This window comes from Thauera sp. ZXT1-4 (assembly GCF_052598215.2).
Window position 1 is genome coordinate 75,461 of record NZ_JBQWSN020000003.1, and the last position, 13,573, is coordinate 89,033.

Here is a 13,573-nt window from a genome sequence, read left to right on the forward strand (position 1 = left end):
GCGTGCCCGGCGGGCCCGCTCCGCACCGTACATCACGGATCTGGCGCGCGTGCGTCAGGCAGTGCGGTCAGAGGCCCTTCGCCTGCCCGTAGAAGTCGGCAATGAGCGGGTTTCTGGCGATGTACTGCGCGCGGACCTTCTCTGCCACGGCCTGGAAGGAGCCGATGTCCGCCTCGATGATCATCGCACCATCCGCCTTGGCCTTCGCGAGATTGCTCTCGTCAGCATCGATTGCGGTCTGGTAGCCCCATTGCTCGGCGTCGGCCACGACCTTGAGGATGAGATCGCGATCCGCCTGGCTGCGACTGTCCCACCACTTCTTGGATACCACGATCACCGACGGGAAGGCCATGTGGCGGGTCAGGGTCAGGTTGGGCGCCTGCTGATGGAACTTGAGGCCGACGAGGGCATCGAGGTCGATATCCACGGCATCGAGCAGCTTGGTCGTCAGCGATGGCGCGACTTCGGACAGCGGCAGGGCGGTGGGGGCCGCGCCGTTTGCGTTCCACCAGTCGTTGTACACCGGGCTCGGGAAGGAGCGGATCTTCTTGTTGGCGAGATCTGCGGCGGAGGCGACCGGCTGGAGCGAGAGCACGTGGCGCATGCCGGCGAACGCATAGCCCAGACCGACCAGCCCGTGTGCCTCGAGGCGCTTGAGCATCTCCTTCGCTGCAGGCGTGTTCGCGGCGCGGGTGGCGTGGGCAACGTCCTGGAACACATAGGGCAGCGACCAGGCGAGGAAGGACTCTTCGCGGTTGGATAGCCCGCCGACGGTGAAGATGCCGAACTGCTGCGCGCCTGCCTGCATCAGGTTGATCATCTGCGCTTCGTTGCCGAGCTTCTGCAGCGGACTGACCGCGAGCTTCATCTTGCGGCCCGTGGCAGCGGCGAGATCGGCCGAAATCTTCTCGCCCACCTGGTGCCAGACGTGGGTCGGCGGGGTGATGTGGCCGAGCTTGAGCGATTGAGCATGGGCGCCGACGGCGGCGACCGACAGCACGAGGCCGGTGATCAGGCCGCGGGTGAGTTTCTTGCACTGGGATTTCATTGGGTGTCTCCTCGGGGGGCTGTATATGTGTTCTGAATCCGTCCGGATGGCCGATTCACTTCGCATCCGGTTGTGCGGCGGGGGTCGCGCGGCGGAACGCATCGAGCTCGCTGCATGCGCGGTCGATCGCGACGATGTTCGGGTATGCGCTCAGATCGACGTTGAAGCGGCGGGCGCTTTCAATCTGGGGGATCAGATACACGTCTGCGATCGTGGGCACATTGCCGAAGCAGAAGTCGCCGCGCTTGTCGTCGGCCGACAGCATCGCCTCCAGCGCGTCGAAGCCGGCCCGGATCCAGGTATTGCACCATGCGAGCACGGCCGCTTCGTCGCAGTGCAGCGTCTTGCGCAGGTACTCCAGGATGCGGCGGTTGTTGATCGGGTGGATGTCGCAACCCACGATCGCAGCCAGCGCGCGCACGCGCGCACGGTCCTCGGTGTTCGCCGGCAGCAGCGCCGGGTCCGGATAGCGCTCCTCGAGCCACTCGATGATCGCCGGAGTCTGGGTCAGGATCATCTCGCCGTCGGTGAGCGCAGGCACAAGAGCCTGCGGGTTCAGCGCCCGGAAGGCCGTGCCGAGGTGCTCCTCGGTGCGGAGGTCGACTGGCACGTAGGCGTAGTCGATGCCCTTCAGGTTCAATGCGATGCGCAGCCGGTGCGAGGTGCCGCTGCGGAAGAAATTGTGCAGTTCCATGGGGCGGCTCAATCCTTGCTCAGGCAGTTGGTGACGTTCCACCCGTACAGCCATTCCATGGCATCGTAGAAGCGCTCCTGGCTACGGCCCTTCCACAGGTCGTTGCGCACCAGGCGCTCGACACCCTTGGCGTGATACAGGCGGCCCATCTCGCGCGACGACAGAACGATGCGTGCGGTACGGGCAATGCGCGAGCGCTGGTAGAGGTCGAAAGCCTTCTCGAAGTCGTTGTCATGCATCCGGAGCGCTTCGCCGAGTGTCACCGCGTCCTCCAGCGCCATGCAGGCGCCCTGCGCCATGTACTGTGTGGTCGGGTGTGCCGCGTCGCCCAGCAGCGTGACCCGGCCGAAAGTCCATTGGCTGATCGGTTCGCGGTCGGCGGTCGCCCAGCGCTTCCAGGTCTTGGGCAGGTCGATCAACTGGCGGGCCTTGGCACAGATGCCCTGGAAGTAGCTCTGCACTTCCTCGCGGCTGCCTTCGGTGACGCCCCATTCCTCCTGCTGGCGGCTGTGGAAGGTCACCACGACGTTGTATTGCTCGCCGCCGCGCAGCGGGTAGTGCACGAGGTGGCAGTTCGGCCCGGCCCACAGGCTCGCCGCGTTCCACTGCAGATCCGCCGGGAAGTCCTGCCTGTCGACCACGGCGCGGTAGACCACGTGGCCGGTCACGCGTGCCGGGTCATTCACATACTGCGCGCGAACCACCGACTTCACCCCGTCGGCTCCGATCAGCGCGATGCCGCGGAATATGTTGCCGTGCTGGTCGTGCACCGTGACGCTGCTGGCATCTTGTTCGATGCGTTCGACGCGGGTCGAGGTGCGGAACTCGACGCGCCCGGTTTCCTGCGCGCCCTCGAGCAGGGACAGGTGCACGTCGACCCGGTGGATGACTGCATAAGGGTTGCCGAAGCGCTTGCGAAAGGCCTCGCCGGTGGCGATACGGCCGATCAGCTTTTCGTCGAGCGCATCATGCATCACCATTTCGTCGGTATACACGGCGCGGCCGCGCGCCTTCTCGCCGACGCCGAGTGCGTCGAAGGCGTGAAAGGCATTGGGCCCCAACTGGATGCCAGCGCCGATTTCGCCGATCTCGTCGGCCTGCTCCAGAACTAGAACGTTGAATCCCTGGCGCACCAGTGCGAGCGCGGCAGCCAAGCCGCCAATGCCGCCGCCGGCGACGATTACGGGTAGTTTTTCAGTCATGAATGTCTCCTCCTGCTCGATGGGTGGCGGCGGAGCGTTTGCTGCCCCGCCACGCGGGCCTTATTCGGCGGCGCCGATCGTCAGTTCGATGTCGCCGACCCTGTCGACATGGCCGGTGATGCGGTCGCCACTCTTGACTGCGCCCACGCCTTCTGGCGTGCCGGTGAAGATCAGGTCGCCGGGCTCGAGGTGGTAGAACTTCGACAGGTCGGCGATCAGTTCGGGGATGCTCCAGATCAGCTGTGACAGGTCGGCGGACTGCCGGGTCTCTCCATTCACCTGCAGGTGGATCGTGCCGGTGTCGAGGATGCCCAGGTCGCCGATCGGCACGATCTCCGTGCATACGGCGGAGAGCTCGAAGTCCTTGCCCAGATCCCAGGGGCGGCCCTGTTCGCGGGCGATCAGCTGCAGGTCGCGGCGGGTCATGTCGAGGCCGGCGGCGTAACCGTAGATCAGGCGCTCAGCGTCGGCTTTGGCGACGCGGAAGCCCGGTGCGCCGATGGCAACGACCAGTTCCATCTCGTAGTGGTAATTTGAGGTTCCGGTCGGGTAGGGCACGGTGGCGCCGGATTCGACCAGGGTCGAAGCGGCCTTGGTGAAGTAGAACGGCTGTGCGGTGGATTTGTCGACCGGACGGCCCATCTCGACGGCGTGCGCGTGGTAGTTGCGGCCGACGCAGAAGATGCGCTTGACCGGATACCGTGGCTCGATGCCGCGTACCGGCAGGGAGTAGATGGGGGCGGGCGGGAAGAGGTATTGATTGTCGGACATCGTTTGTTCTCTGGGTCTGTTGGGGTCGGGGGTCAGGCGCGAACTTCGTAGACGCCGAGCTTCTTGTGCAGCGGGCTTTCGTCGGCGATGAAGATGAAGGCGGGTTCGGACGGGGACGGATTCTTCAGGGTGACCGGCACATAGCCCGGCGTGCAGCAGGTGTCCGCGGGGGCAAGGGAGAATGTCTTGTCGTCCGCACAGACTTCGGCGCCTCCCTCGATGACATGGAACACCATCGCAGGCGACCGCGCCGGGAGCGGCAGGGTTTCGCCCGGGCGCAGCATCAGGGCCGAGAAACCGAGGATGTTCTGGCAGTCGTTGCCACTCTCGGGATTGACGTATGCGACCTGGACTGCCTCCACGTCGGGCTGCGCTTCGGCAAGGTTCAGCAGCGCGCTGCGGGCGTCGGCCCACGGGTAACGCAGCATTGGGTAGGTGCGGGCGCTACCGCGGGTAAACACGGGCGACGGCACGACGCCGCCACGAGCGTAGTTGCGCTCCAGGCGCGTGCCCGTGACGGCCTGTTCCTGGCCTTCGGTTGCGTAGGAGGTTTCCGTGTAATACACCAGCGGCAGATCGAGCACGTCGAGCCATACGACCGGATCCTCACCGTCATGGCCGTGTTCGTGCCACAGGCCGGTCGGGGTCAGGATCAGGTCGCCGCGGTGCATCGGGCACTTCTCGCCGTCGACCGTGGTGTAGGCACCTTCCCCTTCGACGATCATGCGCACTGCGTTCGGGGTGTGCTTGTGCGCAGGCGCCCACTCGCCGGGCAGCAGCAATTGCATGCCGAGATAGATCGCGGCGCTGGCCTGCATCTTTTCGAGGCCGTGACCGGGGTTGGAGAGCACCAGCACGCGGCGCTCGGCTTTCTCGATCGGCGTGAGCTCGCCAGCCTGGATCAGCAGCGGGCGCAGCGCCGCGTACGACCATTTGACGGCCTGCGTGCGCCGTGCGGGCGTGCCCGGAGGGAGCACCGAACGCAGGCTGGGCCACAAGGGCACAAGATTCTGCGCTTCGAGAGACTCGCGGTAGGCGAGCGGTAGATCATCGAGACGACCGAGTTCCTGCATTTCTGACTCCTCCGTTCTGGACTCGTCGCCCCTCGATCAAAGCTTTTGCGTTAGATCAAAGCAAGTGACGACGTGTTGTGGTGAGAGCCAATTTATAGGGCGATAAATATTGCGTCTACGCAGGCCGGAGAATAGAGTTAATTCGGATTTCGAATAGAGGTGTGCCGATGGGCAATCCCGACCAGCGTCTGCTGCAGATCTTCGATGCGGTCTACAAGACCTGCAGCGTGAGTCGTGCGGCCGAACTGCTCGAGATCGGCCAACCTGCGGTCAGCGTGGCGTTGGGCAAGTTGCGCGAGCATTTTTCGGATCCCCTGTTCGTGCGGACCTCTGGAGGCATGGCGCCGACGCCCCTGGCGGAGGAGCTGGTTCAGCCGATCCGTCATGCACTCGATGCGCTCGAGGGCGCGTTCGGGCGCCGCAGCGTGTTTGACCCTGCGACTTCAGCGCGGCGCTTTCGCATCTGCATGACCGACATCACGCACCTCGTCCTGCTGCCGAGGCTGTGGGGGGCGCTACGCGCGGCTGCGCCAGGGGTCAGTATCGATATCGCCTCGCTGGACGACAGCGCGGGCCGCCAGCTGGAGTCGGGGGAGGCCGATCTGGCAGTGGGCTTCATCCCCGGTCTTGAGGCGGGCTTCTACCAGCAGGCGCTGTTCCGTCAGCACTACGTCTGCCTGGCCAGCGCGGATCACCCACGCATCCGGGGCGGACTCACGCTGGCGCAGTTCGAGGCGGAGGGGCATGCCGCCTTCCGTGCAACCGGAACTGGGCATCAGATCATCGAGCAGGAGATCGCCCGTCAGGGTATCAAGCGGCGCATCGTGCTCGACATCCCCAACTTTCTCGGTGCCGCATTCGTGGTGGAGCGCACCGACCTTCTGATGACGGTGCCGCGCCGCTTGGGCGAATTGTTGCGCGGGCGGGGTGATTTCAGCATCCTGCCGGTACCCTTTACGCTGCCGGAGTACACGGTGAAGCAGCACTGGCACGAGCGCTTTCACCACGACCCAGGCAACCGTTGGCTTAGAGGCCTGATTGCCAGCCTGATGTCCGAAGCCGGCGGCCAGGTATCACCGGCCGCTTGAGCGGCGGCGCCTTCAGTCCTTCCAGACCTGCAGCCCCAGCAGCTGCTTCGTTGCCGCCTCGGCCCAGCCACGGTTGGCGGTGGGGCTGGCAGGGCTGGGGTGCAGCACGCGGCCGAACTTCAGTCCGGGCAGGTCCGCGAGCGCTTCGGTGGCACGCTTTTCTGCCCAGTTGCCGATGCCGATCACCCACTCGGGCTGCAGGGCCCCGATCAGGGTACGCAGGTGGGTGTCGCAGGCGGCAAGCAAGGGGCGCTGCTCGGCGACCGGCAGCTTGTCGGGGGTGAGGTTGCGGCCATCCTCGAAGAACACCAGCGGACAGTAGTTGGCCACGAAATGCTCTGCGAAGAAGGCTTCGGGAGTGCCGAAGCGGGCGCGGAACAGGCCCCACAGGCGCTGGCCGCTGACCTCGGAGCGGGCGCAGGCGAAGCCTTCCACGGGGCGCTTCGGGTTGGTGATGCGCGGCTGCCCGACTGGACCCTCGAGCCCCAGCCAGTCGCGTGCGCTGGCGATCTCGCCGAAGGGGACGCCGATCTGCGCCATGCCGAAGGGGCCGGGGTTCATGCCGATGAAGACCACCCGCTTGTGCCCCGCACCGTAGCGTTCCAGATAGCGGCGGTGCACGTTCCAGGCGTAGTCGAGCGGGTTGTAGACGTGGGTGACGGGAGGCGCAAAGGGCAGTGCATCGACTGCATCGGAGAGTGTGCGGGCGGCGTCGATCAGGGTTTGTGTGGTCATCGGTCAGAACAGCAGCTTGAAGAGGTAGAGCGCCGCCATGCCGGCAGCGATGGTGGCCAGCACGCTGCGTGTGCGCCAGGCCACCAGCACCGCGACCAGCGCGGCCCAGGGGCGTGGCGTGTCGAAGGCGAACACCACTTCCCCGCCGGCGACGAAGAGCCCGCTCGCGGTCAGTGCGGCGAAGCTCGCCGGTGCGATGTGGCGACACAGCGCATGCAGCCATCCGGGCAGGCTGCGGCTGGCAAAGAGGCCGATCATTGCGTAGCGGTACAGGTAGGTCAGCACCCCGACCAGCACCAGCAGCAGAACGAGGCTTGTCGTGCTCATCATGCGCGCTCCAGGCGGTGCACGGTCCACGCGCCTGCGGCCAGGCCGAGCAGGATCGCTGCGACCAGGCCGAGCTTGTAGGGCAGGGCGGCGAAGACCAGCGCACCGAGCCCCGCGGCCAGTGCTGCGGCCTGGCCCGCACGCTCGCGCAAGAGCAGGGTTAGCAACGCGATGAAGGTCAGCGGGACGGCGAAATCCAGCTCCCACTCGGGTGGGATGGTGGCGCCGAACAGCAGGCCGACCGCGGTGGACAACTGCCAGCCTGCCCACAGCGTGAAGCCGGCGCCGAGAAAGTACCAGTGGCGCAGGTCTTCGGCAGGCGCTCGAGCCCCGATGGCCGCATCGCTGGCGCTGCATGCCGTGCTTGCCGCGGATGGGGGCGCTTCGTCAGGGTTTCCGGCCTGGGCGGCAGCGGGCTCCGGCCCGCGCCGCTGGTAGCGCAGCACCGCCACCGCGTAGGCCTCGTCGGTCAGCACGTAGGCCAGCAGCAGTCGCCAGCGTCGCGGCAGGTGGCTCACGTACTCGGCCATCGAGGCGCTGTAGAGCACGTGGCGCAGGTTGAGCAGGCCCGAAGTCAGTGCGATCGGCATGAAGCCGGCCCCGGCAGCGAGCATCTGTACGATCACCAGTTGCGCCGCGCCGGCAAAGACGATGGCCGAGGCGAGCTGTGCCAGCCAGGCGGGCACACCCGCGGCGAGCGCGGCGATGCCGTAGATCATGCCGAAGGGTGCGACGCCGAGCAGCAGCGGTGATTCGTCGCGACAGCCGGCGAGGAACTCCGTCAGTCTTGGACTATTGCGCATCGGTCAACGCGCCCGTCCTGTCTGGCCGACGCCCGCTGAGCGAGCGTGCGGCGTGCGCGCCCTCCCGGCGATGGCGGGCAGGCGTGCGTGCCTCATGTCTGGGTACGCTCCCCGTTCCACGGCGCGACCTTGAGCAGCAGCACCATGCCCGGCACCGCGAGCACGAAGCACAGCCAGAAGAAGTTGGTCCATCCCAGCGCCTCTACCAGCCAGCCCGCGGTTGCGTTGATGAAGGTGCGCGGCACCGCCATCAGGCTGGTGAACAGCGCGAGCTGGGTAGCGGTGTAGGCCGGGTGGGTGGTGCGCGCCATGAAGGCGACGAAGGCGGTGGTGCCCAGTCCTGCACCCACTGCTTCGCCGGCGATCACGGTAGCGAGCACCACGAGCCGTGCCGGAGTCGAATCCCCCGGGCCCAGCCAGGCCATCCACACGAAGCCGAGGATGGTGACGAACTGCACCACACCAAAGATCCACAGCGCGCGGTTGATGCCGAGCTTGAGCATCCAGATGCCGCCCAGGATGCCACCGATCACCATCGGCCACAGACCGGCGTTCTTCGCGATCACGCCGATCTCGGTCTTGCTGTAGCCCATGTCGAGGTAGAAGGGTGTGGCGAGCGCGGTGCACAGCGAGTCGCCCAGCTTGTAGAAGAACAGAAAAGCCAGCACCAGCAGCGCCGACTGCACGCCGTGGCGGCCGAAGAACTCGCGAAAGGGCTCGACCACCGCGTCGCGCAGGGTGCGCGGCGTGCCGGCATCGGCGAGCGGCTCCTTCACCAGCAGTGTCATCGCCAGGCCGGGGATCATGAACGCCGCAGTAATGAGAAAGACCTGCGCCCATGGGAGGTGGTCCGCCAGGATCAGGGACAGCGACCCCGGCACCAGCCCCGCGATCCGGTATGCATTCACATGAATCGCATTCCCCAGCCCCAGCTCGGCGTCGGGCAGGATCTCGCGGCGGAAGGCGTCGAGCGCGATGTCCTGCGTGGCCGACAGCAGCGCGATCGTCGCGGTCAGGCCCACCACCATCGGCAGGTGATCGACTGGCGACACCTGCCCCAGCCAGGCGATCGCCGCCAGCAGGCCGAGCTGCGACACGAACATCCAGCTTCGCCTTCGCCCCAGCCAGGGGAGAATGCCGTAGCGGTCGAGCAGCGGCGCCCACAGGAACTTCCAGGTGTAGGGGAACTGGATCAGCGCGAAGGCGCCGATCGCCTTCAGCGATAGGCCCTCGGTCTTGAGCCAGGCCGGCACCAGGTTGAGCAGCAGGTACAGCGGGAGGCCGGATGCGAAGCCGGTGAAGATGCAGATCAGCATCCGCCGGTTGAGCAGGGCGGCGAGCCAGGCGGGCGTCCGGGGGGCTGCGGAGGGCGAGGACAAGATGCGGGGCCGGGGCGTTGCGGAGCCGCGCATTATCGCAGATCATCGCCACCCCCTTCCGTTTACACAATTCGATACTTTGCTTGCATCCGCTGCGCTCTGCGCCAACAATGCGGGCAAAGCAAAGATCCCCCAATCGAGGAGGTTGTTTTCCATGTCCTACACCGTGACCGTGGTATTCGGCGGTGACCGCGAGTACGAGTTCGCGTTGCACGACGCCGAGGTTGCCTCGACCACCAAGGAGCAGGCGCGTAGCTGGCTCGCGAAAGAGTTCGATGAGCTCGAGTGCTCGCCTTCCAACCCGATGGGCAAGGTACTGGTGCTCGACATGATCCTCAACGTCGCCAAATACGGCGGCGAGAGTCGCTTCGAGCAGGGCGCTGAATGGGCGAAGAAATTCGCTATCGTGACTGCTGCAGCGCTCGAGCGCCCGGCCGTGCGCGTGGACGTCTCGTCCTTCGTCGTCGGCTGACGCCATGCCCGGGGGTGTCCCCCCGGGCTCGCCTGCCGGCCCGCACCCAGGCCGGTTTCAGGCTCTTCCCAGACGATACACCGCGACGCTGGCGAGGAAGTTCGGCTCGTCCAGCACCAGCTTGCCCTCGTCGAAGGCGAGGCGTTCGTGCACTGCGATGCCATTCATCTCGCACAGCGCGTCGAAGTCGGCGATGGTGAAGAAGCGCACGTTGGGGGTGTTGAACCACTGGTGGGGCAGGCTCTCCGACACCGGCATGCGGCCGTTGAGGATGCTCTGGCGGTGGCGCCAGTAGCCAAAGTTGGGAAAGCTCACCACGGCCTCGCGGCCCACGCGCAGCATCTCGTGCAGGATGCCCTGGGTGTTGTGCATGGCCTGCAGCGACAGGCTCATGATCACGTGGTCGAAGAAGCCGTCCTCCAGGCCCACCAGGCCCTTCTCGAGGTCCATCTGGATCACGTTCACGCCGTTCTTCACGCTGCCCAGCAGCTTGTCGGGGTCGTTTTCGACGCCGTAGCCCTGCACCTGGCGCACTTGCATCAGGTGGCGCAGCAGATCGCCGTCGCCGCAGCCGAGGTCGAGCACCTTTTCGCCGGGCTCGATCCACTGGGTGATCACTTCATAGTCGTAGCGGTAGGAGGTCATGTCAGTATGCGCCGAGCCGTCTCAAGCGTACTGGCGCCCCCTCGGGGGGCCGTGAACGCAGTGAGCGTGGGGGTTGTCATTCAAACCTCGATGCGGTCGAACCAGGCCGACAGCAGCTTGTGGTAGCGGGTCTCGTCGAGCAGGAAGGAGTCGTGTCCGGCCGGACAGTCGATCTCCGCGTAGCTGACGTTGCGCGTGTTGTGCAGCAGCGCGTAGACGATCTCGCGTGAGCGCTCGGGCGAGAAGCGCCAGTCGGTGGTGAAGGACACCACGAGGAAGTCCGCCGTGGCACGCGCCAGGGCGGCGGCGAGGTTGCCGCCGTACTCGAAGGCAGGGTCGAAGTAGTCGAGCGCCTTGGTGGTCAGCAGGTAGGTGTTGGCGTCGAAGTAGCCGGCGAACTTGTCGCCCTGATAGCGCAGGTAGGACTCGATCTCGAACTCGACGTCGTAGCTGTAGGTGTTGCGCCCATGACGCAGGCTGCGACCGAATTTCTCCGCCATCGAGTCGTCGGACAGATAGGTGATATGCCCCACCATGCGCGCCAGCTTGAGCCCGCGCGCCGGCACCACGCCGTGCGCGTAGTAGTGGCCGCCGTGGAACTCGGGGTCGGTGAGGATGGCCTGGCGGGCGACCTCGTTGAAGGCGATGTTCTGCGCGGTGAGTTTGGGCGCGGCGGCAATCACCGCGACGTGGCCCACGCGCTCGGGAAACTGCAGCGCCCACGACATCGCCTGCATGCCGCCAAGCGAGCCGCCCACCACCGCGGCGAAGCGCTGGATGCCGAGGCGATCAGCCAGGCGCGCCTGCGACTCCACCCAGTCTTCCACGGTCACGAAGGGGAAGTCCGCCCCCCACAGCGTGCCGGTGGTGGGGTTGATCTGGTTGGGTCCGGAGGAGCCGTAGCAGCCGCCGAGGTTGTTCACCCCGATCACGAAGAACTTGCGCGTATCCAGCGGCTTGCCCGGGCCGATCAGGTTGTCCCACCAGCCGACGTTGTGCGGCGCGTCGGCGTAGGTGCCGGCGACGTGGTGCGAGCCCGACAGCGCGTGGCAGACGAGCACCGCGTTGCTGCCATCGGCGTTGAGCGTTCCGTAGGTCTCGTAGACGAGATGGTATTTGTCCAGCGTACCCCCGCTACGCAGCGCGAGCGGCTCGGTGAACTCGGCCCGCTGCGGCGCGACGACGCCGACCGATTGGGGTGGGATCAATTTCGTCATCTGCAAACAAAAAACCCAGTCGGCTACAAACGCGGACTGGGTGCCCTCGCTTTAGCCGTATTTGTTGAGCGCCCGCAAGCTGTTGATCAAATCGGCGCTAGGTGGCAGGAAGTTAGCGCCGCGCCGGGCAAAAGTCAAACCCACGGCATGATAAGATTTTTCGCCTACGGACAGCCCCGAACGCCATGATCCAGGTCATTCTCAACGGCCAGCCCGAGACGCTGGCACCCGATTTCACCGTGCTTGCGCTGCTCGAGGCGCGTGGCCTCGTCGGCAAACGGCTCGCGGTCGAGCGTAACGGCGAGATCGTGCCCAAGGCCCGCCATGCCGACGTGAAACTCGCCGATGGCGATCGACTCGAAATCGTCGTCGCAGTCGGCGGCGGCTGAAGCCATCTCGGTGGATGCGGGTATGGTGGAAGCGGGATCGCCCGCTCCCGCCAAATCCGTTCCCGCAGGGTCGCCCCCCTGACGCACCTTCCTTCCAGACAACCCCGCACAACAGGTTCCCAACATGAACGACCCCCTGGTCATCGCCGGTAAGGCCTATAGCTCGCGCCTGCTCGTCGGCACCGGCAAGTACAAGGATTTCGCCGAGACACGCGAAGCCATCGACGCCAGCGGCGCCGAGATCGTCACTGTCGCCATCCGCCGCACCAATATTGGCCAGAACCCGGGCGAGCCCAACCTGCTCGACGTGTTGCCACCGGAGAAATTCACCATCCTGCCCAACACCGCCGGCTGCTACACCGCCGACGATGCGGTTCGCACGCTGCGCCTGGCGCGCGAACTCCTTGATGGTCACCCGCTGGTCAAGCTCGAAGTGCTCGGCGACCCCAAGAGCCTGTTCCCCAACATGCCCGAGACGCTCAAGGCCGCAGAGACTCTCGTGAAGGATGGCTTCGATGTCATGGTGTACTGCGCGGACGACCCCATCCAGGCGAAGATGCTGGAGGAGATCGGCTGCTGCGCGATCATGCCGCTGGCTTCGCTGATTGGCTCCGGCATGGGCATCCTCAACCCGTGGAACCTGCGCCTCATCATCGATAACGCCAAGGTGCCGGTGCTGGTCGATGCCGGCGTGGGCACTGCCTCGGACGCTGCGATCGCGATGGAGCTGGGCTGTGACGGCGTGCTGATGAACACTGCGATCGCCGCCGCCGGCAAGCCGGTCCTGATGGCGGGCGCGATGCGCAAGGCGGTTGAGGCCGGCCGCGAAGCCTTCCTCGCCGGGCGCATGCCGCGCAAGTTCTATTCGGCCGACCCGAGCTCGCCGACCCAGGGGCTGATCGGTTCATGACCAAGGTTCGCAACGAAGCCATGGCCGCGCCAGAGGTTCGGGAACGGGCGGGCGGAGCAGGCGTGCCGGTGTCTGCCGAAGTCAGCTCGCAGGCCGAGATCATCGGTCGCGACAGCCCTGAGCACCGCTTCTCCAGCCGCAGCATCCGCAGCTTCGTGCTGCGCCAGGGGCGCATGTCCGAGGCTCAGCAGCGTTCTCTGGATGAAGTGCTGCCCAGCGTCGGCATCGACTACCGTGTCGCGCCGCTCGACCTCGACGTCGCGTTCGGTCGCGAAGCACCGAAGATCCTCGAGATCGGTTTCGGTATGGGTGAGACCACGGCGCGGATCGCTGCTGCAATGCCCGAGAAGGACTTCCTCGGCATCGAAGTGCATACCCCCGGCGTGGGTGCGCTGTGCAAGCTGATCGCCGAGGGCAATCTGTCCAATCTGCGCATCATGCAGCACGATGCCGTCGAGGTGATGCGCGACATGGTTGCCGACGGTGCCCTGGCCGGCGTACATCTGTTCTTCCCCGACCCTTGGCGCAAGAAGCGCCACTTCAAGCGTCGCATCGTCCAGCCCGACTTCGTCGCCCTCGTCGCACAGAAACTCGCCCCGGGCGGATACTTCCACTGCGCCACCGACTGGGAGGACTACGCGCACTGGATGCTCGAAGTGATCTCCGCCGAGCCACTGCTGCAGAATACCGCTGACGGTTTTGCGCCGCGCCCGGACTACCGCCCGCTGACGAAATTCGAAAACCGCGGTCTCAGGCTCGGACACGGTGTCTGGGACCTGGTGTTCCGCCGCCGTACCGATTGACCACCGCCTGACCGACG

16 protein-coding genes are annotated in these 13,573 nt (G+C 65.9%); 5 read left to right on the plus strand and 11 right to left on the minus strand.

Translation table 11 applies throughout. The features are described from left to right. Positions 1–67: 67 nt before the first annotated feature. The 5 genes from ACUH78_RS03730 to ACUH78_RS03750 are packed head-to-tail and all read right to left on the minus strand — an operon-like array spanning position 68 to position 4,788. Entirely contained in the window at positions 68–1,048 is a 981-nt protein-coding gene (locus tag ACUH78_RS03730) for a TRAP transporter substrate-binding protein (RefSeq protein ID WP_445332746.1), read from the minus strand. Positions 1,049–1,103: 55 nt separating this feature from the next. Next, on the minus strand, positions 1,104–1,742 hold the full coding sequence (gene maiA / locus ACUH78_RS03735; RefSeq protein WP_445332747.1) for a maleylacetoacetate isomerase: 639 nt from the start codon (positions 1,740–1,742) through the stop codon (positions 1,104–1,106). 8 nt (positions 1,743–1,750) lie between these two features. Then, positions 1,751–2,944, minus strand: a complete 1,194-nt coding sequence (locus ACUH78_RS03740; protein ID WP_445332748.1) for a 3-hydroxybenzoate 6-monooxygenase — start codon at positions 2,942–2,944, stop codon at positions 1,751–1,753. A 60-nt stretch (positions 2,945–3,004) separates the two neighbouring features. Then, complete coding sequence (locus ACUH78_RS03745) at positions 3,005–3,715, minus strand: fumarylacetoacetate hydrolase family protein (protein ID WP_445332749.1); 711 nt, start codon at positions 3,713–3,715, stop codon at positions 3,005–3,007. Positions 3,716–3,747: 32 nt separating this feature from the next. Further along, the gene (locus tag ACUH78_RS03750; RefSeq protein WP_445332750.1) at positions 3,748–4,788 is read right to left on the minus strand and encodes a cupin domain-containing protein; all 1,041 of its coding nucleotides are present in this window, start codon (positions 4,786–4,788) and stop codon (positions 3,748–3,750) included. Between the two features lie 167 nt (positions 4,789–4,955). Between ACUH78_RS03750 and ACUH78_RS03755 the strand changes: the two genes are divergently transcribed. Next, entirely contained in the window at positions 4,956–5,876 is a 921-nt protein-coding gene (locus ACUH78_RS03755; RefSeq protein ID WP_445332751.1) for a LysR family transcriptional regulator, read from the plus strand. A gap of 12 nt (positions 5,877–5,888) precedes the next feature. Here ACUH78_RS03755 and ACUH78_RS03760 read toward each other — a convergent pair whose 3' ends face one another. From ACUH78_RS03760 to ACUH78_RS03775, 4 genes are all read right to left on the minus strand, one after another. Further along, entirely contained in the window at positions 5,889–6,611 is a 723-nt protein-coding gene (locus tag ACUH78_RS03760) for a single-strand selective monofunctional uracil-DNA glycosylase (RefSeq protein ID WP_445332752.1), read from the minus strand. Between the two features lie 3 nt (positions 6,612–6,614). After that, positions 6,615–6,938 (minus strand): branched-chain amino acid transport AzlD family protein, encoded by a 324-nt coding sequence (locus ACUH78_RS03765; protein WP_445332827.1) that lies wholly within the window; start codon positions 6,936–6,938, stop codon positions 6,615–6,617. After that, positions 6,938–7,741: an AzlC family ABC transporter permease gene (locus tag ACUH78_RS03770; protein ID WP_445332753.1), complete on the minus strand. Its 804-nt coding sequence runs from the start codon at positions 7,739–7,741 to the stop codon at positions 6,938–6,940. The genes ACUH78_RS03765 and ACUH78_RS03770 overlap by 1 nt, the downstream gene beginning before the upstream one ends. A 92-nt stretch (positions 7,742–7,833) precedes the next feature. Beyond that, positions 7,834–9,120 (minus strand): AmpG family muropeptide MFS transporter, encoded by a 1,287-nt coding sequence (locus ACUH78_RS03775; protein WP_435750099.1) that lies wholly within the window; start codon positions 9,118–9,120, stop codon positions 7,834–7,836. 154 nt (positions 9,121–9,274) lie between these two features. On the opposite strand from ACUH78_RS03775, the gene ACUH78_RS03780 reads away from it, so the two are divergent. Further along, a complete protein-coding gene (locus tag ACUH78_RS03780) occupies positions 9,275–9,592 on the plus strand; it encodes a hypothetical protein (RefSeq protein WP_418364047.1) in 318 nt (105 codons plus the stop codon). Between the two features lie 57 nt (positions 9,593–9,649). Here the strand turns inward: ACUH78_RS03780 and metW are convergent, their stop codons facing one another. Both metW and metX read right to left on the minus strand, forming a co-directional pair. Next, entirely contained in the window at positions 9,650–10,237 is a 588-nt protein-coding gene (gene metW, locus ACUH78_RS03785; RefSeq protein ID WP_418364046.1) for a methionine biosynthesis protein MetW, read from the minus strand. 80 nt (positions 10,238–10,317) lie between these two features. Further along, entirely contained in the window at positions 10,318–11,445 is a 1,128-nt protein-coding gene (metX, locus tag ACUH78_RS03790) for a homoserine O-succinyltransferase MetX (RefSeq protein WP_445332754.1), read from the minus strand. 194 nt (positions 11,446–11,639) lie between these two features. Between metX and thiS the strand changes: the two genes are divergently transcribed. The 3 genes from thiS to trmB all read left to right on the plus strand — a co-directional run bounded on the left by thiS (position 11,640) and on the right by trmB (position 13,556). Next, complete coding sequence (thiS, locus tag ACUH78_RS03795) at positions 11,640–11,843, plus strand: sulfur carrier protein ThiS (protein ID WP_418364044.1); 204 nt, start codon at positions 11,640–11,642, stop codon at positions 11,841–11,843. A 124-nt stretch (positions 11,844–11,967) separates the two neighbouring features. Then, the gene (locus tag ACUH78_RS03800; protein WP_418364043.1) at positions 11,968–12,753 is read left to right on the plus strand and encodes a thiazole synthase; all 786 of its coding nucleotides are present in this window, start codon (positions 11,968–11,970) and stop codon (positions 12,751–12,753) included. After that, entirely contained in the window at positions 12,750–13,556 is an 807-nt protein-coding gene (trmB, locus tag ACUH78_RS03805) for a tRNA (guanosine(46)-N7)-methyltransferase TrmB (protein ID WP_418364042.1), read from the plus strand. The genes ACUH78_RS03800 and trmB overlap by 4 nt, the downstream gene beginning before the upstream one ends. Positions 13,557–13,573: the final 17 nt, after the last annotated feature.

Coding starts and splice junctions, on each gene's coding strand:
- ACUH78_RS03740 (WP_445332748.1), bottom strand. CDS start 2,944: ATGACTGAAAAACTACCCGTAATCGTCGCCGGCGGCGGCATTGGCGGC.
- ACUH78_RS03780 (WP_418364047.1), top strand. CDS start 9,275: ATGTCCTACACCGTGACCGTGGTATTCGGCGGTGACCGCGAGTACGAG.
- maiA (WP_445332747.1), bottom strand. CDS start 1,742: ATGGAACTGCACAATTTCTTCCGCAGCGGCACCTCGCACCGGCTGCGC.
- ACUH78_RS03745 (WP_445332749.1), bottom strand. CDS start 3,715: ATGTCCGACAATCAATACCTCTTCCCGCCCGCCCCCATCTACTCCCTG.
- thiS (WP_418364044.1), top strand. CDS start 11,640: ATGATCCAGGTCATTCTCAACGGCCAGCCCGAGACGCTGGCACCCGAT.
- trmB (WP_418364042.1), top strand. CDS start 12,750: ATGACCAAGGTTCGCAACGAAGCCATGGCCGCGCCAGAGGTTCGGGAA.
- ACUH78_RS03750 (WP_445332750.1), bottom strand. CDS start 4,788: ATGCAGGAACTCGGTCGTCTCGATGATCTACCGCTCGCCTACCGCGAG.
- ACUH78_RS03760 (WP_445332752.1), bottom strand. CDS start 6,611: ATGACCACACAAACCCTGATCGACGCCGCCCGCACACTCTCCGATGCA.
- ACUH78_RS03770 (WP_445332753.1), bottom strand. CDS start 7,741: ATGCGCAATAGTCCAAGACTGACGGAGTTCCTCGCCGGCTGTCGCGAC.
- ACUH78_RS03755 (WP_445332751.1), top strand. CDS start 4,956: ATGGGCAATCCCGACCAGCGTCTGCTGCAGATCTTCGATGCGGTCTAC.
- ACUH78_RS03765 (WP_445332827.1), bottom strand. CDS start 6,938: ATGAGCACGACAAGCCTCGTTCTGCTGCTGGTGCTGGTCGGGGTGCTG.
- metW (WP_418364046.1), bottom strand. CDS start 10,237: ATGACCTCCTACCGCTACGACTATGAAGTGATCACCCAGTGGATCGAG.
- ACUH78_RS03730 (WP_445332746.1), bottom strand. CDS start 1,048: ATGAAATCCCAGTGCAAGAAACTCACCCGCGGCCTGATCACCGGCCTC.
- ACUH78_RS03800 (WP_418364043.1), top strand. CDS start 11,968: ATGAACGACCCCCTGGTCATCGCCGGTAAGGCCTATAGCTCGCGCCTG.